At 70.9% G+C, this 17,681-nt stretch carries 18 protein-coding genes and 1 rRNA gene; 16 read left to right on the top strand and 3 right to left on the bottom strand.

Annotated features, from left to right (window positions below):
• Positions 1 to 27: 27 nt before the first annotated feature.
• Complete coding sequence (locus C4T78_RS34140) at positions 28 to 1,323, bottom strand: flavin-containing monooxygenase (RefSeq protein ID WP_093358790.1); 1,296 nt, start codon at positions 1,321 to 1,323, stop codon at positions 28 to 30.
• 93 nt (positions 1,324 to 1,416) lie between these two features.
• On the opposite strand from C4T78_RS34140, the gene C4T78_RS34135 reads away from it, so the two are divergent.
• Complete coding sequence (locus tag C4T78_RS34135; RefSeq protein WP_093358792.1) at positions 1,417 to 2,034, top strand: MerR family transcriptional regulator; 618 nt, start codon at positions 1,417 to 1,419, stop codon at positions 2,032 to 2,034.
• Between the two features lie 10 nt (positions 2,035 to 2,044).
• Here C4T78_RS34135 and C4T78_RS34130 read toward each other — a convergent pair whose 3' ends face one another.
• Positions 2,045 to 2,968 (bottom strand): carbon-nitrogen hydrolase family protein, encoded by a 924-nt coding sequence (locus C4T78_RS34130; RefSeq protein ID WP_093358794.1) that lies wholly within the window; start codon positions 2,966 to 2,968, stop codon positions 2,045 to 2,047.
• Positions 2,969 to 3,303: 335 nt separating this feature from the next.
• Here C4T78_RS34130 and C4T78_RS34125 point away from each other — a divergent pair, with 335 nt between their 5' ends.
• On the top strand, positions 3,304 to 4,050 hold the full coding sequence (locus C4T78_RS34125; RefSeq protein WP_093358796.1) for an SAM-dependent methyltransferase: 747 nt from the start codon (positions 3,304 to 3,306) through the stop codon (positions 4,048 to 4,050).
• A gap of 120 nt (positions 4,051 to 4,170) precedes the next feature.
• Here C4T78_RS34125 and C4T78_RS34120 read toward each other — a convergent pair whose 3' ends face one another.
• Entirely contained in the window at positions 4,171 to 4,758 is a 588-nt protein-coding gene (locus C4T78_RS34120) for a TetR/AcrR family transcriptional regulator (protein WP_093358798.1), read from the bottom strand.
• Between the two features lie 98 nt (positions 4,759 to 4,856).
• Between C4T78_RS34120 and C4T78_RS34115 the strand changes: the two genes are divergently transcribed.
• From C4T78_RS34115 to C4T78_RS34050, 14 genes are all read left to right on the top strand, one after another.
• On the top strand, positions 4,857 to 5,903 hold the full coding sequence (locus C4T78_RS34115) for an NAD(P)-dependent alcohol dehydrogenase (protein WP_093358800.1): 1,047 nt from the start codon (positions 4,857 to 4,859) through the stop codon (positions 5,901 to 5,903).
• A gap of 160 nt (positions 5,904 to 6,063) precedes the next feature.
• Positions 6,064 to 6,234, top strand: coding sequence for a hypothetical protein (locus C4T78_RS34110; RefSeq protein WP_218161774.1), 171 nt, complete (start codon positions 6,064 to 6,066; stop codon positions 6,232 to 6,234).
• A gap of 47 nt (positions 6,235 to 6,281) precedes the next feature.
• Positions 6,282 to 7,310, top strand: a complete 1,029-nt coding sequence (argC, locus tag C4T78_RS34105) for an N-acetyl-gamma-glutamyl-phosphate reductase (protein ID WP_093159746.1) — start codon at positions 6,282 to 6,284, stop codon at positions 7,308 to 7,310.
• Positions 7,307 to 7,714: an ACT domain-containing protein gene (locus C4T78_RS34100; protein ID WP_093358802.1), complete on the top strand. Its 408-nt coding sequence runs from the start codon at positions 7,307 to 7,309 to the stop codon at positions 7,712 to 7,714. Before argC ends, C4T78_RS34100 begins: the two co-directional genes overlap by 4 nt.
• The gene (gene argJ, locus C4T78_RS34095; RefSeq protein WP_093358804.1) at positions 7,711 to 8,871 is read left to right on the top strand and encodes a bifunctional glutamate N-acetyltransferase/amino-acid acetyltransferase ArgJ; all 1,161 of its coding nucleotides are present in this window, start codon (positions 7,711 to 7,713) and stop codon (positions 8,869 to 8,871) included. The genes C4T78_RS34100 and argJ overlap by 4 nt, the downstream gene beginning before the upstream one ends.
• Positions 8,868 to 9,779, top strand: coding sequence for an acetylglutamate kinase (gene argB / locus C4T78_RS34090; RefSeq protein ID WP_093358806.1), 912 nt, complete (start codon positions 8,868 to 8,870; stop codon positions 9,777 to 9,779). The genes argJ and argB overlap by 4 nt, the downstream gene beginning before the upstream one ends.
• On the top strand, positions 9,779 to 11,035 hold the full coding sequence (locus tag C4T78_RS34085; RefSeq protein WP_093358808.1) for an acetylornithine transaminase: 1,257 nt from the start codon (positions 9,779 to 9,781) through the stop codon (positions 11,033 to 11,035). The genes argB and C4T78_RS34085 overlap by 1 nt, the downstream gene beginning before the upstream one ends.
• A complete protein-coding gene (gene argF, locus C4T78_RS34080; RefSeq protein ID WP_093358810.1) occupies positions 11,035 to 11,961 on the top strand; it encodes an ornithine carbamoyltransferase in 927 nt (308 codons plus the stop codon). The genes C4T78_RS34085 and argF overlap by 1 nt, the downstream gene beginning before the upstream one ends.
• Entirely contained in the window at positions 11,958 to 12,467 is a 510-nt protein-coding gene (locus tag C4T78_RS34075; RefSeq protein WP_093358812.1) for an arginine repressor, read from the top strand. The genes argF and C4T78_RS34075 overlap by 4 nt, the downstream gene beginning before the upstream one ends.
• Positions 12,468 to 12,478: 11 nt before the next feature.
• Complete coding sequence (locus C4T78_RS34070; RefSeq protein WP_093358814.1) at positions 12,479 to 13,474, top strand: argininosuccinate synthase domain-containing protein; 996 nt, start codon at positions 12,479 to 12,481, stop codon at positions 13,472 to 13,474.
• A 78-nt stretch (positions 13,475 to 13,552) separates the two neighbouring features.
• Entirely contained in the window at positions 13,553 to 14,974 is a 1,422-nt protein-coding gene (gene argH, locus C4T78_RS34065) for an argininosuccinate lyase (RefSeq protein WP_093358816.1), read from the top strand.
• A gap of 34 nt (positions 14,975 to 15,008) precedes the next feature.
• The gene (locus C4T78_RS34060) at positions 15,009 to 15,632 is read left to right on the top strand and encodes a DNA-3-methyladenine glycosylase (protein WP_093358818.1); all 624 of its coding nucleotides are present in this window, start codon (positions 15,009 to 15,011) and stop codon (positions 15,630 to 15,632) included.
• A 33-nt stretch (positions 15,633 to 15,665) separates the two neighbouring features.
• A complete protein-coding gene (gene tyrS, locus C4T78_RS34055; protein WP_093358820.1) occupies positions 15,666 to 16,940 on the top strand; it encodes a tyrosine--tRNA ligase in 1,275 nt (424 codons plus the stop codon).
• 603 nt (positions 16,941 to 17,543) lie between these two features.
• A 16S ribosomal RNA gene (locus tag C4T78_RS34050) occupies positions 17,544 to 17,681 on the top strand; the annotation flags it as partial.

The following is a 17,681-nucleotide window of genomic DNA, read 5'->3' as shown; positions in this document are numbered from 1 at the left end:
ACTCCGGCCGGGAGTGCTCACAGGCCTTCAGGGCAGGGCGACCGACGCCGGGGAGCCGGAGCGCAAGAGGTGGTCGATGTGCACCTGTCGCGCGATGGATCGCCCGTTCTCGACGTTGGCCGAGATGGCCACCGGGGCCTGCGATCGTCCGTCCGGGAGCCCGGCGTAGTACAGCCCGGGCAGCGCCCCGAAGATGCCCTCCTGCTGGATCGGGAATCCGCGGTCGTCGAGCGCGCTGTCCGGCAGGATCCGGTAGTCCGGGCCGAACCCGGTGCACCAGATGATCGTCGTGATGCCGTGCCGGGCCAGGTCGAGCTCGTTGCCGAAGTCGGTGATCCGGGTCAGGTCGACCTCCGGCGCCGGTCGCTGCTCCGGTACGGCGAAGCCCCGCTGGCGTATCCGGGCGTCGATGGTGTCGATCGCCCGCCGGAACGAGCGGGCCGATTCCGCGGCGATCGCGACGACGTTGTCCTCCAGCAGCAGGACGCCGTGCTTCGCCGCGCGCGCCGATCCGACGAGGACGACTCCTCTGCCGGCCAGCGCGCCGAGGTTGAGCTCCCGGCCGCCGTCCGGCGCGGCGGTCACCGGCAGTCCGGGCAACGTCCGGTCGCCGTCGGCATCCGGCGTGACGAAGTCCTCGTACAGCGAGAGCGCGAACAGCCACTCGACCACGCTGCGACCCCGGTAGTGGCGGGGCCAGCTGCGGTGGCGGCCGACCGACAGGAAGACCTCGCGCCCGGCCGCCACCAGTTCGTCAGCGATCTGCTGACCGCTGATCCCCGCACCCACCACGAGGACGGCCCCGTCGGGCAGGGCGCCGGGATTGCGGTAGTAGCGCGAGTGCAGCTGGTCGACCGACGGGTCGACCTCGGATGCCAGGTCGGGCACTCGGGGGCTCGCGTAGCCGCCCAGCGCGGCGACGAGGTTGCGCGACTCGATGACGCCACCGGCGGCCAGGTGGGTTCTGAACCGCACGTCGTCGTGAGCGGTGGCGCCCGGCGGGCACTCGACCTTCTCGACGGGCGTGTGCTGGCGGATCGGGAGGTTCCGCCGCTCGGCGTAGCGGCGCAGGTGCCCGGCCAGCTCCGGCCCGGACATGTACCCGTCGGGGTCGTCGCCGTCGTAGTCCCAGCCGGGGAACCGCACCGACCGGTTCCCGCTGCCCACCAGCAAGCTGTCCCAGCGCTCGTGCGCCCACGCCTGACCGATCTCGCCGCGCTCCAGCACGATCGATTCGCGGCCGAGCTCCTGCAGCGCCGCGGCCGCCCCGCAGCCCTGCTGACCGGCGCCGATGACGACGGTTTCCGCGTACTCGCAACCCATCAGGGGCAAACCCTTCCACTCGAAGCACAATCACTTAGGTAAGGCTTGCCTTAAGGTTGCTGCGTGAAGTCGACTCGATGTCAAGGGGAACTCGTGACCGAACCGGCTGTTTCGATCGGCGAAGCGGCAGCCCTGTACGGCATCGCGCCGTCCGCGCTGCGGTGGTGGGAACGCCAGGGCGTGCTCGACCCGCCCGCCCGCGACGGCGGCAGACGGCGCTACCGCGATCGCGACCTCCGTCGCATCGGCCTGGCCTACCTGTGCTGCGTGATCGGGAAGATGCCGTTGGGCCGAGCCGCTGTCGTCACCTCGGGAACGGCCACGTGCGAAGACCGGCAGCGCACCATCGGCGAGCAGCTCGCGCTGCTGGAGCAGCGGATCGCGCAGCTGGAGGCCGCCGCCGGCTACCTCCGCCACCTGCTGTGCTGCGCGGACGACGACATCGCGCGGTGCCCCGTCCTCGAAGGCGATCTGTCCACGCACACGCCGCGCGGGCGCATCGCGGAAGGCGACCTCGTCACCGCGGCTCGTGCGGCCCAGGCGCTCGGTGACGAAAACCCGGCAGCTCGTCCTCGCGGTGACGAAAACCCCGCCCGGTGCCCCGGTTGTCTGGGGCCGGTGGCGCCGAGCGAACGCGGTCGGCCCCGGAAGCACTGCTCGCCCGCCTGCCGACAACGCGCTTACCGGGCTCGCCGCGGCAACCCGGCTTGAAAGCCCGGTGTCAGTCGTGCGGGACGACGGGGTGCTTCGGGCTCCGGTCGACGCGGAGCTCGAAGATGTCCGGGCGGGAGTAGTGGCCGACCACGTCGAAGTCGTACTTGCCCTCCGCGATCCGCCCGAGGTCGAGCTCGGCCCGCAGGATCGCCGGCCCGTCGGTCGCAGGACCGGCCAGCACGTTGCCCAGCGGATCCACGATCACCGAAGCCCCTCGACTGAGGACTTCGCCGGGCTCGGCCTCGACGGGGTAGTCGGCGGGGTAGTCCGAGCGGCGGGTGAACTGGTTGGCCGAGAGCACGAAGCAGCGGCCCTCGCAGGCGATGTGCTGCATGCTGGCCACCCACGTGTCGCGCGGGTCGGCGGTCGGCGCGCAGTAGAGCTGCACGCCCTGCGAGTACATGTGCATGCGCATCGCGGGCATGTAGTTCTCCCAGCAGATCACGGTGCCGATGCGGCCGATCGCGGTGTCGTGGACCGGCATCGTCGAGCCGTCGCCGAAGCCCCACACCAGGCGTTCGCTGCCGGTCGGCATCAGCTTCCGGTGCTTGCCGAGCAGGACGCCGTCCGGGCCGAAGGTCAGCGCGGTGCAGTAGAGCGTGCCGCGATCGCGCTCGATGACGCCGATGACCAGGTGCATCCGGTGCCGCGCGGCTGCCGCCCCGATCCGCTCGGTCGCCGGTCCGGGCACCTCGATCGACGATTCCCAGTACCGCCGGTACAGCTTCCTGCCCTCCGGTGTCCGCTGCCCGACGGTCGCCCCGAAGGTCGCGCCGCGCGGATAGGCGGAGACGAACGCCTCCGGGAACACGGCCAGCTCGCTCCCACCGGCAGCCGCCTGCTCGGCGAGCCGGTCGACCTTGTCGAGCGTGGCGTCGAGATCGAAAGCAACAGGAGCGTCCTGCACAACAGCGGCCCGCACGGTGACCATCGCGCCTCCTACGCATCAGGGATCACCGCGATCCGACCACGCCGAACGCCCCCGGTCGACCGCTGCAGGTGGCACCAGGTCCGTGAGCGTTTTGGGGCGTCATAGCACCCCAAAACGCTCATGGGGCTGCCCGGGCGAGCTGCTATCCTCGGCGGCGCAGTGCTGACTTGGTCCGCTGCCGGAGATTCAGGGAGGTGAGTTGATGACCGTCGTGGCGACCGCTGCCGTGCGCAGCGCCCGGATCATCCTCACTTCCCCGGCCTCGTCCTGACGCGCATCCCGCTCGGCGGGAGTTCGCGTGCCGTCCGGAGGGGCCCTCCCCAAAGGAATCCACTGTGGACCTTCCCCGCATCTTCACCATCCGCGAGAGCAGTCACCGCATCCACAACCCGCTGACGCCCGACAAGCTCGCCGCCCTGGGCCGGGCGCTGCGCCTGCCGCCCGGGACGCGGGTGCTCGACCTGGCCAGCGGCTCGGGCGAGATGCTGTGCACCTGGGCGCGTGACCTGGGCTTCACGGGCACGGGCGTGGACATCAGCACCGTGTTCACCGAGCAGGCCCGGGCCCGCGCCGTCGAACTCGGCGTCGCCGACCGGGTGGAGTTCGTCCACGGCGACGCCGCCGGTCACGTCTCGGGCGAACCGGTCGATCTCGCCGCCTGCGTCGGCGCCACCTGGATCGGCAACGGCGTCGCCGGGGCGGCCGAGCTGCTCGGCCGCAGCCTCCGCCCCGGAGGCCTGATGCTGATCGGCGAGCCCTACTGGCGCCGGACTCCGCCGGACCAGGAGACCGCCGAGGCCTGCCACGCCACCGGCCCGGCCGACTTCCTGCCGCTGCCCGAGCTGATCGAGCACTTCGGCGGCCTCGGGTACGACGTCGTGGAGATGGTGCTGGCCGACCAGGACAGCTGGGACCGGTACTGCGCGGCGCAGTGGCTCAACCTCCGCCGCTGGCTCGACCGGAACCCGGACGACGAGCTGGCGCCCGAGGTGCGGGCCGAGCTCACCACCGAGCCCGCGCGGTATGCGCGCTACATGCGCGAACACCTCGGCTGGGGCGTCTTCGCCCTGATGCGGCGCTGATCGCTCGACCTGCGGCCCGGCCACCGGCCCCGGTGGCCGGGCCGTGCCGGCCGGCGTTCGCCCGCCCGGCCGAGCTGCCGGTCAGCGGCCTGAGCGCGCGTTGGTGTCGGGGCGGGCCGTTCAGCGGGGTGAGATGACGCGCTGAACGCTGTCGCGGAGCAGGGTTCGGCGTTGCTCGTGCAGTTCCGGGGGTTCCTGATCGCTGGCGGCGTAGACGTTGCTGACCGGTGACCATGCCATCGACATCGCGATGACCACGGCCATCAGGTCGAACGGGTCTCCGGACCGGACGATGCCCGCGGCTTGCGCGTTGGCGATGGCGCGCAGTTTGGCGTCGTCGAGGCGGTTGCTGTCGTCGACGAGGTGACCGGTCGGGCGTCGCTCCAGACGTGCCCAGGTGGCCAGTCGGATGAGGTCCGGGCGGCGGAGGTATTCGTCGTAGAGGCGGACGGCCCAGCCGGCGAGGTCGGTGGCGTCGATCGGCACGACGGTCGTGATCCGCTCCAGCGAGCCGAAGAAGATGGCGTCGAACAGCCCTTCCTTGCTGCCGAAGTAGCCGTAGAGCTGTGCCTTGTTGGTGCGGGCTGCGGCCACGATGCGTTCGACGCGTGCCCCGGCGATCCCGTGCTCGGCGAACTCCTTGGTCGCCACGTCCAGGATGCGCTGCCTGGTGGCGGCGCCACGTGAGGTCAAGGGCTTGTCGGCCATGCCGGGAACGATAACAACAGACCAGTCGGTTTGCCGAGGCGGCGGTTTCCGGCTAACGTCGAAATAGACCGAACAGTCTGTTTGTTGTGGGAGTGGGCATGAGGAGCACCCTGGGCTGGCAAGCCGACCGCGCCGGGACCACGTTGCGGCGGACATCGCTGGAACGTCGGGAACTGCGGGCCGACGACGTCGCCATTCGCGTGGACTACTGCGGCGTCTGCCATACCGATCTCCACGCCGTCCGCGCCCACACCGGCGAAGCGCCGTTGGTGCCGGGCCACGAGTTCACCGGCGTGGTGACCGACATCGGGCACGAGGTCACGCGATTCGCCATCGGTGACCAGGTCGCCGTCGGCAACATCGTCGACTCGTGCGGCGCGTGCGCGATGTGCCGGGCAGGGCAGGAGAACTTCTGCCACGAATTCCCGACCCTGACCTATGCCGGCACCGACCGCTACGACGGAACCACCACGCTGGGGGCCTACTCCCGCGAGTACGTCGTCCGCGACGACTTCACCTACCCGCTCCCACCCGGGCTCGACCCCGCGGCCGCCGCTCCTCTGCTGTGCGCGGGGGTCACCGTCTGGGAGCCGCTGCAAGCCCTCGGCGTCGGGCCCGGCACCCGAGTCGCCGTGGCCGGCCTCGGCGGCCTCGGGCACCTCGCGGTCAAACTCGCCGTCGCACTCGGGGCCGACACCACGGTCATCAGCCGATCGGCCGACAAAGCCGATGACGCCCGCAGGCTGGGCGGCCACGACCTGATCGTCTCCACGGACCAGCGCCGGATGGCCGCAGCCCGGGACCGGTTCGACGTCGTCGTCGACACCATCGCCGTCCCGCACGACGTCACGCCCTACCTCGGGCTCGTCGCCCTGGACGGAACCCTCAGCCACCTCGGGCACCTCGGTACGGTCACCGTGCAGGCCACCGACCTGCTGATAGGACGCAAGAAGCTCAGCTCCGCGGGCAGCGGCGGCCGTCCCGCGACAGCCGCCATGCTGGAGTTCTGCGCCCAGCACAACGTCACCGCCGACATCGAACTCCTCCCGTCCGCACGCGTCAACGAAGCCCTCGACCGCTTGGAGCGCAACGACGTCCGCTACCGCTTCGTGCTGGACATGTCCGACCTGCCGCAGAACCGCTGACGGTCTCGGTTCTCAGTCGAGTTGATCCGCCGTCCCTCGCTGACCTGCGGTGGATCAACCTGAGTGGGTTGAGGGCGTGGTGAAGCGTCGAGGCTCCGCCGCGCAGTCGTACGCGTTAGATCCGGCGACTTCAGCGGTCATCCCCGAAACGATGGCCGACATGGCGGAGATCGAGGTCGTCGTCGCCCATCACGAGCGCGCGACCCTTCGCGTCGGCGACGTGTTCCTGAAGATCAACGCCGATCGGACGCGCACCGACGTCGAGGTCGAGGCGATGGCCGTGGCGCCGATCCACGCGCGGAACCGACACCGACCCGGCGCGGTGGTGTGACGGACGGCTGTTTGATTGAAATTGCACGAGGGTGCATAATCATCCGCATGACGGTTCGAGTGGCTGTTGCCGGTGCCAGTGGTTACGCGGGTGGGGAGCTGCTCCGCCTGCTGCTCTCGCACCCCGAGGTGGAGATCGGCGCGTTGACCGCGGGCGGCAACGCCGGGAGCGCGCTCGGGCAGCACCACCCGAACCTGCTGCCGCTGGCCGACCGGGTGCTGGTCGAGACCACGGCCGCCGAGCTCTCCGGGCACGACGTCGTCTTCCTCGCGCTGCCGCACGGGCACTCCGCCGCGATCGCCGCCGAGCTCGGCGAGGACACCGTGGTGATCGACTGTGGTGCCGACCACCGGCTCAACGACCCCGAGGACTGGTCGCGCTGGTACGGCGGCGAGCACCCCGGCACCTGGCCCTACGGCGTTCCCGAACTGCCCGGCGCGCGCGAGCGCCTGCGCGGCGCCAAGCGCGTCGCCGTCGCCGGATGCTTCCCCACGGTGTCCTCGCTGGCGCTCGCGCCCGCGCTGGCCGCCGGTCTCGTCGAGCCCGAAGCGGTCGTCGTCGCGGTCACCGGCACCTCCGGCGCCGGGCGCGCGCTCAAGCCGCACCTGCTGTCCGCCGAGGTCATGGGCTCGGCCAGCGTCTACGGCGTCGGCGGTGCGCACCGGCACACCCCGGAGTTCATCCAGAACCTCAGCGCCGCCGCGGGCGAGCCGGTGAAGGTCTCCTTCACGCCGGTCCTCGCGCCGATGGCGCGCGGCATCCTCGCCACCTGCAGCGCCGCGCTGCGCGAAGGCGTCAGCGCCGATTCCGCGCGCGAGGTCTACCTCAAGGCCTACGGCGACGAACCGTTCGTGCACGTGCTGCCCGAGGGCCAGTGGCCGCAGACCTCGGCCACGCTCGGCGCGAACACCGTCCACCTCCAGCTGGCGGTGGATCCCGACGCCGACCGGCTGATCGTCGTCGCCGCCGAGGACAACCTGACCAAGGGCACCGCAGGCGGTGCCGTGCAGTGCATGAACATCGCGGTCGGACTGCCCGAGACCACCGGCCTGCCGACGGTCGGAGTGGCCCCGTGACCGGTCTCTCGCTCCGGCTGCACGACGAACTGCTGGCCGTCGGCATGGTGCCCGCCCACGCCAACCTGGCGCTGACCGGCGGCAACGCGCCGATCCACGGCAGCCTGACCACCAGCGCGGGCCGCACCATCGTCTTCCCGCACTCGCTGGCCGCCGAAGCCGGGCGCGACGTGCGGGTCGAAGGCCCGTTCCGCGCTCTGGAGGTGCAGGGGCCGCTGGACTTCGCGCTGACCGGCATCCTGGCCGCGCTGCTGGTGCCGCTGGCCGACGCCGGGATCAGCGTCTTCACCCTGTCCACCTTCGACACCGACTGGATCCTGGTCCCGGCCGACGCCGCCGGGAAGGCCGCGGCCGTGCTCACCGCGGCCGGGCACGTCGTCGAGATGACCGAGGAGAGCAAATGAGCGTGACCGGACCTGCCGGCTTCCGGGCGGCCGGGGTGGCCGCCGGGATCAAGGCCGGCGGCAAGCGCGATCTCGCGCTCGTCGTCAACGACGGACCGCAGCAGGCCGCGGCCGGGGTGTTCACCACCAACAAGGTCAAGGCCGCGCCGGTGCTGTGGTCGCAGCAGGTGCTCAAGGAGCACAAGCTGCGCGCGGTGGTGCTCAACTCCGGCTGCGCCAACGCCTGCACCGGCCCCGAGGGCTTCCAGGACACCCACGCCACCGCGGAGAAGGTCGCCGAGGTGCTCGGCGTCGGCGCCATCGAGGTGGCGGTCTGCTCGACCGGCCTGATCGGCGAGCGGCTGCCGATGGACGCGCTGCTGCCCGGCGTCGACACCGCGAACGGCGCGCTCGCGAGCGGCGCGCAGGCTGGTCTCGACGCGGCCACCGCGGTGCTCACCACCGACACCAAGCCCAAGCAGGCCTTCGGGCAGCACGACGCGGGCTGGTCGATCGGCGGCTTCGCCAAGGGCGCCGGGATGCTCGCGCCGAACCTGGCCACCATGCTCAGCGTGCTCACCACCGACGCGGTGATCAGCGGCGACGACCTGGACGATGCGCTGCGCGCGGCCACCCGCGTCACCTTCGACCGGCTCGACGTCGACGGCGGCACCTCCACCAACGACACCGTGCTGGTGCTGGCCTCCGGCGCCTCCGGCGTCGAGGTGTCCAAAGAGGACTTCGCCGAGCTGCTGACCACCGTCTGCACCGACCTCGTCCGGCAGCTGCAGGACGACGCCGAGGGCGCCACCAAGACCATCGACATCACCGTGCGCGGCGCGGTCAGCGAAGCCGACGCGGTCGCCATCGGCCGCACCATCGCCGAGGACAACCTGGTCAAGACCGCGATCTTCGGCTCCGACCCGAACTGGGGCCGCATCGCGATGGCGCTCGGCCGGGTGGACGCCGAGATCGACGTCGACCGGCTGGAGATCGCCACCAACGGCGTCACCCTCTACGCCGCGGGCACCAAGGCCCGCGACCGCAGCGAGGCCGACCTGTCCGGCCGAGAGGTCGAGATCGTGGTGGACCTGCACCTCGGCGAGCACGCCGCGACCATCCTGACCACCGACCTGTCCCACGCCTACGTCGAAGAGAACAGCGCCTACTCCTCATGACTCCGGAAACCACCGACCGGCTGGCCACCGCCGCGGAGAAGGCCAGCGTCCTGGTCGAAGCGCTCCCGTGGCTGCAGCGCTTCCACGGCGCCACCATCGTGGTCAAGTACGGCGGCAACGCGATGGTCGACGACGAGCTCAAGCAGGCCTTCGCCACCGACATGGTGTTCCTGCGCCTGGCCGGGCTGCACCCGGTCGTGGTGCACGGCGGCGGCCCGCAGATCACCTCGATGCTCGACCGCCTCGGCATGCGGGGCGAGTTCCGCGGCGGCCTGCGGGTGACCTCGCCGGAGACCATGGACGTGGTGCGGATGGTGCTGGTCGGCCAGGTCGGGCGCGAGCTCGTCGGCCTGATCAACCAGCACGGCCCGCACGCGGTCGGCATGTCCGGCGAGGACGCCCGGCTGTTCACCGCCGAGCGCCGCACCGCCACCGTCGACGGCGAGGCGGTCGACGTCGGCCTGGTCGGCGACGTGGTCTCGGTCAACCCCGACGCGGTGCTGGACCTGATCAACGCCGGTCGCATCCCGGTGGTGTCCACCGTCGCACCCGACGTCGACGGCGTGGTGCACAACGTCAACGCCGACACCGCCGCCGGTGCGCTGGCCGTGGCCCTCGGCGCCGAGAAGCTCGTGGTGCTCACCGACGTCGAAGGCCTCTACACGGACTGGCCGGACCGCTCGTCGCTGGTGTCCCGCATCGACGCCGACCAGCTCGCGGAACTGCTGCCGGACCTGGCCTCGGGCATGGTCCCCAAGATGGAGGCGTGCCTGCGCGCGGTCCGCGGCGGTGTCCCGCGGGCGCACGTCATCGACGGACGCCTCGCGCACTCCGTGCTGCTGGAGGTCTTCACCAGCGCCGGCATCGGCACCATGGTGCTGCCGGCGCAGAACACCGAGGAGAAGTGATGAGTGATTCTGTGCCGACTGGGGGGATCAATCCGGAACGCGGCCATCACGGTGAATCGCGGAGCGGCGGAGGAGCCGGCAACGCCGCTGGTGCGCAGCGCTGGCAAGCGTCCATGATGGACAACTACGGCACCCCGAAGCTGACCCTGGTCAGCGGCTCGGGCGCCGAGGTCGCCGACGCCGACGGCAAGACCTACCTGGACTTCCTCAGCGGGATCGCGGTCAACTCCCTCGGCCACGCCCACCCCGCCGTCGTGCGCGCCGTCTCCGAGCAGGTCGGCAAGCTCGGCCACGTCTCCAACCTCTACGTGCACGAACTGGGTCTCGCGCTGGCCGAGCGGCTGCTGGAGCTGGTGGGCGCGCCGGGTCGCGTGCTGTTCTGCAACTCCGGGGCCGAGGCCAACGAAGCCGCCTTCAAGATCGCGCGGCTCACCGGCCGGGCCAAGATCGTGGCCACGCAGGGCGGGTTCCACGGCCGCACCATGGGTGCGCTCGCGCTCACCGGCCAGCCCGCCAAGCAGCAGCCGTTCGAACCGCTGCCGCCCGGCGTGGTGCACGTGCCCTACGGCGACGTCTCCGCTCTGGAGTCCGAAGTGGACGACAACACCGCAGCGGTGTTCCTGGAGCCGGTCCAGGGCGAGAACGGCGTCATCGTCCCGCCCGAGGGCTACCTGCAGGCGGCCCGCGAGATCACCGCCCGCAACGGCGCGCTGCTCGTGCTCGACGAGGTGCAGACCGGCATCGGCCGCACCGGCTCCTGGTTCGCCTTCCAGCGCACGGGCATCGTGCCCGACGTGATCACCCTGGCCAAGGGCCTCGGCGGCGGTCTGCCCATCGGCGCCTGCATCGGCATCGGCGCCGCAGGCGACCTGCTGCACCCCGGCCAGCACGGCACCACCTTCGGCGGCAACCCGGTGGTCTGCGCGGCCGCGCTGGCGGTGCTGGACACCATCGCCGAGGACGGGCTGCTCGACCACGTCGCCAAGGTCGGCGCGGAGCTCGTCACCGGCCTGCGGCAGCTCGACCACCCGCTGATCGGCGAAGTGCGCGGCGAAGGCCTGCTGATCGGCATCGGCCTGACCGCACCGGTCTCGGCCAGGATCGCCGCCGCCGGGCAGGACGCCGGATTCCTGCTCAACCCCATCCAGCCGGACGCCATCCGGCTGGCCCCACCGCTGATCGTGCGGTCCGAGCAGGTGCAGCGACTGCTCGCCGCCCTGCCCGCGCTGCTCGACGCTGCCAAGGAGAACGACTGATGCCCCGCCACTTCCTCCGCGACGACGACCTCACCCCCGCGGAGCAGGCCGAGGTCCTCGACCTCGCCGACCAGTTCAAGGCCGACCCGCTCGGCTCCGACGCGCTCGCGGGCCCCAAGGCGGTCGCGGTGCTGTTCGAGAAGAACTCCACCCGCACCCGGCTGTCCTTCGAGGTCGGCATCGCCCAGCTCGGCGGCCACCCGGTCGTCGTGGACGGGCGGATGATGCAGCTCGGCCGCGAGGAGACCATCGAGGACACCTCCCGGGTCCTGTCCCGCTACGTCGACGCCGTGGTGTGGCGGACCTTCGCGCAGGCCCGCATCGACGCGATGGCCTCGGTCTCGCGCGTCCCGGTGATCAACGCGCTGACCGACGAGTTCCACCCCTGCCAGGTCCTCGCCGACCTGCAGACCATCCGCGAGCGCCACGGCAAGCTCGAAGGCCTCACCCTGACCTACCTCGGCGACGGCGCCAACAACATGGCGCACTCGCTGATGGTCGGCGGCGTCACCGCGGGCATGCACGTGCGCATCGGCGCCCCGGAGAACTTCCGGCCGCTGGACTGGGTGCTGGCGGCGGCCAAGGCGCGCGCCGCCGAGACCGGTGGCTCCGTCGAGCTGTTCAGCACCCCGGAGGCGGCCGTGGACGGCGCCGACGTCCTGGTCACCGACGCCTGGACCTCGATGGGCCAGGAGAACGACGGCAAGGACCGGGTCAGCCCGTTCCGGCCGTTCCAGGTCAACGCCGAGCTGCTGGCCGCCACCGGCAAGTCCGACACCAGTGTGCTGCACTGCCTGCCCGCGCACCGCGGCATGGAGATCACCGACGAGGTGATCGACGGCCCGGCCAGCGCGGTGTTCGACGAGGCCGAGAACCGGCTGCACGCGCAGAAGGCGCTGCTGGCGTGGTTGGTGCGACGACCATGACGAGTCGAGTCGCGCGGCAGGCCCGCATCGTCGAACTGGTCTCCGCCAACGGGATACGCAGCCAGACCGAACTGGCCAAGCTGCTCGCCGACGACGGCATCGAGGTCACCCAGGCCACCCTGTCCCGGGACCTGGACGAGCTCGGCGCGGTCAAGCTGCGCGGCGCCGACGGGGGAGCGGCGGTCTACGTCATCCCCGAGGACGGCAGCCCCGTCCGCGGCGTCCAGGGCGGGACCTCGCGGCTGAGCCGGCTGCTCGGCGAGCTGCTGGTCAGCGCCGACGGATCGGGCAACCTGACGGTCCTGCGCACCCCGCCGGGCGCGGCCCAGTTCCTGGCCAGCGCCATCGACCGGGCCGCGCTGCCGGAGGTCGTCGGGTCCATCGCGGGCGACGACACCGTGATGATCGTCGCCCGCGAGCCGCTCACCGGCCGCGAGCTGGGCGAGCGGTTCACCGCGATGGCCGCCCGTGCCGACGATGCGGCGGAGAGCAACGGGAGAACATAGGAGCGGAGCAGATGAGTGAGCGCGTGGTGCTCGCCTACTACGGTGACGCGGAGTCGTCCGCAGCCCTCGAAGGGCTCGACGCCGAAGTCGTGGCGATCACGGTGGACATCGGCCAGGGCGGCGAAGACCTGGCGGCGATCCGCCGACGCGCCCTCGACCGCGGGGCCGCCGAAGCGGTGGTCGTCGACGCCCGCGACGAGTTCGCCGAGCAGTACTGCCTGCCCGCGCTCCAAGCGCACGCGCTCCACCTGGGCCGGTACCCGCTGGTCGCGGAGCTGTCCCGGCCGCTGATCGCCAAGCACCTCGTCGCCGCCGCCGACGAGTTCGGCGCGGGAGCGGTCGCGCACGGCTGCGAGACCGACATCGCCGCGCTCGATCCCCGCTTGGCGGTCATCGCCCCCGGCGGCGGTGCGAGCCCCGCGCTCGGCCGGAACGTCTGGGGCCGGATCGCGGAAACCGCTGCACCGCAGGACTTCTGGCGCGCCGAACCGGAATGGCCCGAAGAGCTGACGATCAAGTTCGACCGAGGCGTCCCGGTGGCCGTCGACGGCGAGACCGTCACCGTGCTGCAAGCCGTCCAAGAGCTCAACCGCCGGGCCGGCGCGCACGGCATCGGACACGACCGGCACCGCGCACCGGGCGCGATCGCGCTGATCACCGCGCACCAGGAGCTGGAAGAGGTGACCCTGGAACGGGAGCTGATCCGCTTCAAGCGCACCGTCGGGCAGCGCTGGACCGAGCTGGTCCGCGACGGCATGTGGTTCTCCCCGCTCAAGGACGCCCTGGACGCCTTCATCGCGGACTCGCAGCACCAGGTCTCCGGCGAGGTCCGGATCGTCCTGCACGCGGGCCGCGCCACGGTCCGCGACCGGCGCACCGAGGAACCCCGCCGCGCCGAGCACGTCCCGACCTGGTACGACTCGCTGCGAGCGGGGCCCGCACCGGCTCCGCAGCCGAGCCACCGCCCACCCGAAGGGGTGAGGATGGTCAATTTCGCGCGAAATTGACCGTCACCCGGGTGAACGTCGATTTCGTACGGGATCGACACCCGGCAACGCAACTACGAGCACACCGAAGGAACACCCGTGACGCAGCAAGGCAGCGAGCCCACCAAGCTCTGGGGCGGCCGGTTCGCCTCCGGCCCGGCCGAGGCGATGGCCGCGCTGAGCCTGTCGACCCACTTCGACTGGCGCCTGGCGCCCTACGACATCGCCGGCTCCCGCGCCCACGCCCGCGTGCTGCACCACGCCGGGCTGCTCACCGCCGACGAGCTCGAACGGATGCTCCAGGGCCTCGACGTCCTGGCCGCCGACGTCGAATCCGGCGCTTTCAAGCCGGTGATCGACGACGAGGACGTGCACACCGCCCTCGAACGCGGCCTGCTGGAGCGCGTCGGCCCGGAGCTCGGCGGCAAGCTGCGCGCCGGCCGCTCCCGCAACGACCAGGTCGCCACCCTGTTCCGGATGTGGCTGCGCGACGCCAACCGCCGCGTGGCGAGCGGCGTCCTGGACATCGTCGACGCCCTCGTCGCCCAGGCCACCGACCACCCCGACGCCGTCCTGCCCGGCCGCACGCACCTCCAGCACGCCCAGCCGGTGCTGCTGGCGCACCACCTCCTGGCGCACTGCCAGGCGCTGCTGCGCGACGTGGCGCGCATCCGCGACTGGGACGCGCGCACCGCGTACTCGCCCTACGGCTCCGGTGCGCTGGCGGGCTCCTCGCTCGGTCTCGACCCGCAGGCCGTCGCCGCCGAGCTCGGCTTCGACGGCGCCGTGGACAACTCCATCGACGGCACGGCCTCCCGCGACTTCGCCGCCGAAGCGGCGTTCTGCCTGGCGATGCTCGGCGTCAACCTCTCCCGGATCGCCGAAGAGGTGATCATCTGGAACACCGCCGAGTTCGGCTACGTGACCCTGGACGACGCCTGGGCCACCGGCAGCTCGATCATGCCGCAGAAGAAGAACCCCGACGTCGCCGAACTCGCCCGCGGCAAGTCCGGTCGGCTCATCGGCAACCTCAGCGGCTTGCTGGCCACGCTCAAGGCGCAGCCGCTGGCCTACAACCGCGACCTGCAGGAGGACAAGGAGCCGGTCTTCGACTCCGTCGAGCAGCTCGAACTGCTGCTGCCCGCGATGGCGGGCATGCTCGGCACCCTGACCTTCCACACCGAGCGGCTCGCCGAACTGGCGCCCGCCGGTTTCACCCTGGCCACCGACATCGCCGAGTGGTTGGTCCGCCAGGGCGTGCCCTTCCGGGTGGCGCACGAGGCGTCGGGGGAGTGCGTGCGCGCCGCCGAAGCCCGCGGCGTCGGCTTGGAGGACCTGACCGACGAGGAGCTGGCGGCGGCCAACCCGGCGCTGACCCCGCAGGTGCGCGAGGTGCTCACCGTCGAAGGCTCCATCGCCTCCCGCGACGCGCACGGCGGCACCGCCCCGGACCGCGTCCGTGAGCAGCGCGAACGGGTGATCTCGGCGACGCGCGAACATCGCGACTGGCTGTCTAAGTGATCACGGTTCAGACACGACCGGTAGTGTCTTCACCGTGAGTCAGGTGAAGCGCGACGAACTCGCCCTCGACCCGCTGTGGGTGGCTCGGCGGCTGCTCGGCTGCGAGCTGCGCTCGAACAGCCCGGAGGGCGAGGTCGCCGTCCGCCTGGTCGAGGTCGAGGCCTACCGCGGCCGGGACGACCCCGCGTCGCACTGCTACCGGGGCCGGACCGAGCGCAACGCGGTGATGTTCGGCCCGGCCGGTCACCTGTACGTGTACTTCGTCTACGGGCTGCACTTCTGCATCAACGTGGTGTGCCTGACCGATGGCGTCCCCGGTGCGGTCCTGCTCCGCGCCGGGGAGATCACCACCGGCCTGGACCTGGCGCGCTCCCGGCGCCCGGCGGTCCGCAAGGACGTCCAGCTGGCCAGCGGTCCGGCCCGGCTGGCGGGCGTGCTGGGCATCACCCGGGAGCACAACGGCATCGACCTCACCGACCCGGAGTCACCCATCCGGTTGGTCAACGGCACGCAGGTCGCCGAGGACGACGTCCGCAGCGGGCCGCGCGTCGGAGTGGCCGCGGCCATGGACCTGCCGTGGCGGACCTGGGTGGACGGCTCGGCGGCCGTCAGCACCTACCGCCGCGGCACCCGCCGCCGAGCCCGGGCCCGGGCGTAAACCCGGTTGCTCGCATGAGCGAGACTGGCAGGCGTGAGTGAGAACATCCTCGACGAGCTGACCTGGCGCGGACTGATCGCGCAATCCACCGACCTCGACTCGCTGCGACGGGAACTCGACCAGGGGCCGCTCACCCTCTATGCCGGCTTCGACCCGACCGGGCCGAGCCTGCACGCCGGACACCTGATCCCGATCCTGACCCTGCGCCGCTTCCAGCAGGCCGGCCACCGGCCGGTGGTGCTGGCCGGCGGCGCCACCGGGATGATCGGCGACCCGCGCGACGTCGGTGAGCGCAACCTGCACGACGAGAACACCGTGCAGGAGTGGACCGAGAAGATCCGCGCCCAGCTGTCCTCCTTCGTCGACTTCGACGACTCGCCGACCGGGGCGATCATGGAGAACAACGCGCACTGGACCGCCGATCTGCCGGTCACCGCATTCCTGCGCGACATCGGCAAGCACTTCTCGGTGAACACGATGCTGGCCAGGGACACCGTCAAGCGGCGCCTGGAGACCGACGGCATCTCCTACACCGAGTTCAGCTACATGCTGCTGCAGGCCAACGACTACGTGCAGCTCAACCGCAAGTACGGCACGCTGCTCCAGCTCGGCGGCTCCGACCAGTGGGGCAACATCATCGCGGGCGTCGACCTGGTCCGGAAGCAGCAGGGCGTCGCCGCGCACGCGCTGACCCTGCCGCTGGTCACCGACTCCGAGGGGCGGAAGTTCGGCAAGTCCACCGGCGGCGGCAACGTCTGGCTCGACCCGACGATGACCACGCCGTACGCCTGGTACCAGTACTTCGTGAACGCGGCCGACGCCGACGTGGCGAAGTACCTGCGCCTGTTCACCTTCCTCGGCCGCGAGGAGATCGCCGAACTGGAGCGCACCACCGAGGAGAAGCCGCAGCTGCGCGCCGCGCAGAAGCGCCTCGCCGAGGAGCTGACCACGCTGGTCCACGGTGCGGACGCGACGCGGAAGGTGATCGCGGCCAGCCAGGCGCTGTTCGGCCGCGGCGAGCTGGCCGAGCTCGACGAGGCGACGCTGGACTCGGCGATGGCCGCGGTGCCGACCGCGGAGGTCCGGCTCTCGGACGCGCCGAACCTGGTCGACCTGCTGGTGGAGACCGGCCTGGCGAACGGCAAGGGCGCTGCGCGACGCACCATCAAGGAGGGCGGCGCGTACGTCAACAACGCCAAGATCGCTGATGAGGAGTGGTCTCCGGGCACGGAGGAACTCCTCCACGGCCGCTGGCTGGTTCTCCGTCGTGGCAAGCGTCACACTGCGGGCGTTCGCGTGGTGCACTAGCCTGGATTCAGCACCGGAACGGGGCGTTGACCTGCGTGTTCGCTTCCTTCCGGTGCTGATCCTCGCCGATTTGACTTGGCGAGGATCGGCGCGTAAATTGTTTCAAGTCAGCGCGACACGGGCCGGGAAAACCGGGCCGGGGCTGACGCGGGGTCGCGAACCAAGCTCCCATCTCAGGGTGGTAGAGTGGGCGCCTCGATCGGGAAACCGGAAAAGCGACCGCAGGCCAGCGCGCCTGCCAGGTTGCGGATGCGGATCCCAACCAGATCTTTGAAGAAAATGCGCTTGACTGCGGTCGGGTTGAATAGCGAGCCGAGGTTTCGGCGGTGCGACGGAGGGGTTACCCCCCTGAAACACCCGAAAATGGGCCTGCTAGAGTTACCGACACAAGAAAGCGAACAGAGGAAATGCTCCCCGGAGCTTGGCGGCCTGATTCGGGTCGTGGGTGATGGTGTGGGTGTGTTCTTTGAGAACTCAACAGCGGACTGTTTTGGTTAGTGTTCTTTTATGCCCCCGACCAGATGTTTGTTTTGGTTGGTGGTTTCTTTGAGTATGACGCTCGCCTTTGATGGTTTGAGTGTCTGCTGGGATTGTTCAACAGCATTGTTGGAGAGTTTGATCCTGGCTCAGGACGAACGCTGGCGGCGTGCTTAACACATGCAAGTCGAACGCTGAAGCACTTTCGGGTGTGGATGAGTGGCGAACGGGTGAGTAACACGTGGGCAATCTGCCCTGCACTCT

It is taken from the genome of Saccharopolyspora kobensis (genome assembly GCF_900108315.1).
Taxonomy (GTDB): domain Bacteria; phylum Actinomycetota; class Actinomycetes; order Mycobacteriales; family Pseudonocardiaceae; genus Saccharopolyspora; species Saccharopolyspora kobensis.
This window is presented reverse-complemented; position numbering and strand designations above follow the sequence as displayed.

Bases quoted from the DNA above. Each gene is read 5' to 3' on its own strand.
- C4T78_RS34140 (WP_093358790.1), bottom strand. From the start codon at position 1,323: ATGGGTTGCGAGTACGCGGAAACCGTCGTCATCGGCGCCGGTCAGCAG.
- C4T78_RS34130 (WP_093358794.1), bottom strand. From the start codon at position 2,968: ATGGTCACCGTGCGGGCCGCTGTTGTGCAGGACGCTCCTGTTGCTTTC.
- C4T78_RS34120 (WP_093358798.1), bottom strand. From the start codon at position 4,758: ATGGCCGACAAGCCCTTGACCTCACGTGGCGCCGCCACCAGGCAGCGC.
- C4T78_RS34115 (WP_093358800.1), top strand. From the start codon at position 4,857: ATGAGGAGCACCCTGGGCTGGCAAGCCGACCGCGCCGGGACCACGTTG.
- C4T78_RS34110 (WP_218161774.1), top strand. From the start codon at position 6,064: ATGGCGGAGATCGAGGTCGTCGTCGCCCATCACGAGCGCGCGACCCTT.
- argC (WP_093159746.1), top strand. From the start codon at position 6,282: ATGACGGTTCGAGTGGCTGTTGCCGGTGCCAGTGGTTACGCGGGTGGG.
- argJ (WP_093358804.1), top strand. From the start codon at position 7,711: ATGAGCGTGACCGGACCTGCCGGCTTCCGGGCGGCCGGGGTGGCCGCC.
- argB (WP_093358806.1), top strand. From the start codon at position 8,868: ATGACTCCGGAAACCACCGACCGGCTGGCCACCGCCGCGGAGAAGGCC.
- C4T78_RS34085 (WP_093358808.1), top strand. From the start codon at position 9,779: ATGAGTGATTCTGTGCCGACTGGGGGGATCAATCCGGAACGCGGCCAT.
- argF (WP_093358810.1), top strand. From the start codon at position 11,035: ATGCCCCGCCACTTCCTCCGCGACGACGACCTCACCCCCGCGGAGCAG.
- C4T78_RS34075 (WP_093358812.1), top strand. From the start codon at position 11,958: ATGACGAGTCGAGTCGCGCGGCAGGCCCGCATCGTCGAACTGGTCTCC.
- C4T78_RS34070 (WP_093358814.1), top strand. From the start codon at position 12,479: ATGAGTGAGCGCGTGGTGCTCGCCTACTACGGTGACGCGGAGTCGTCC.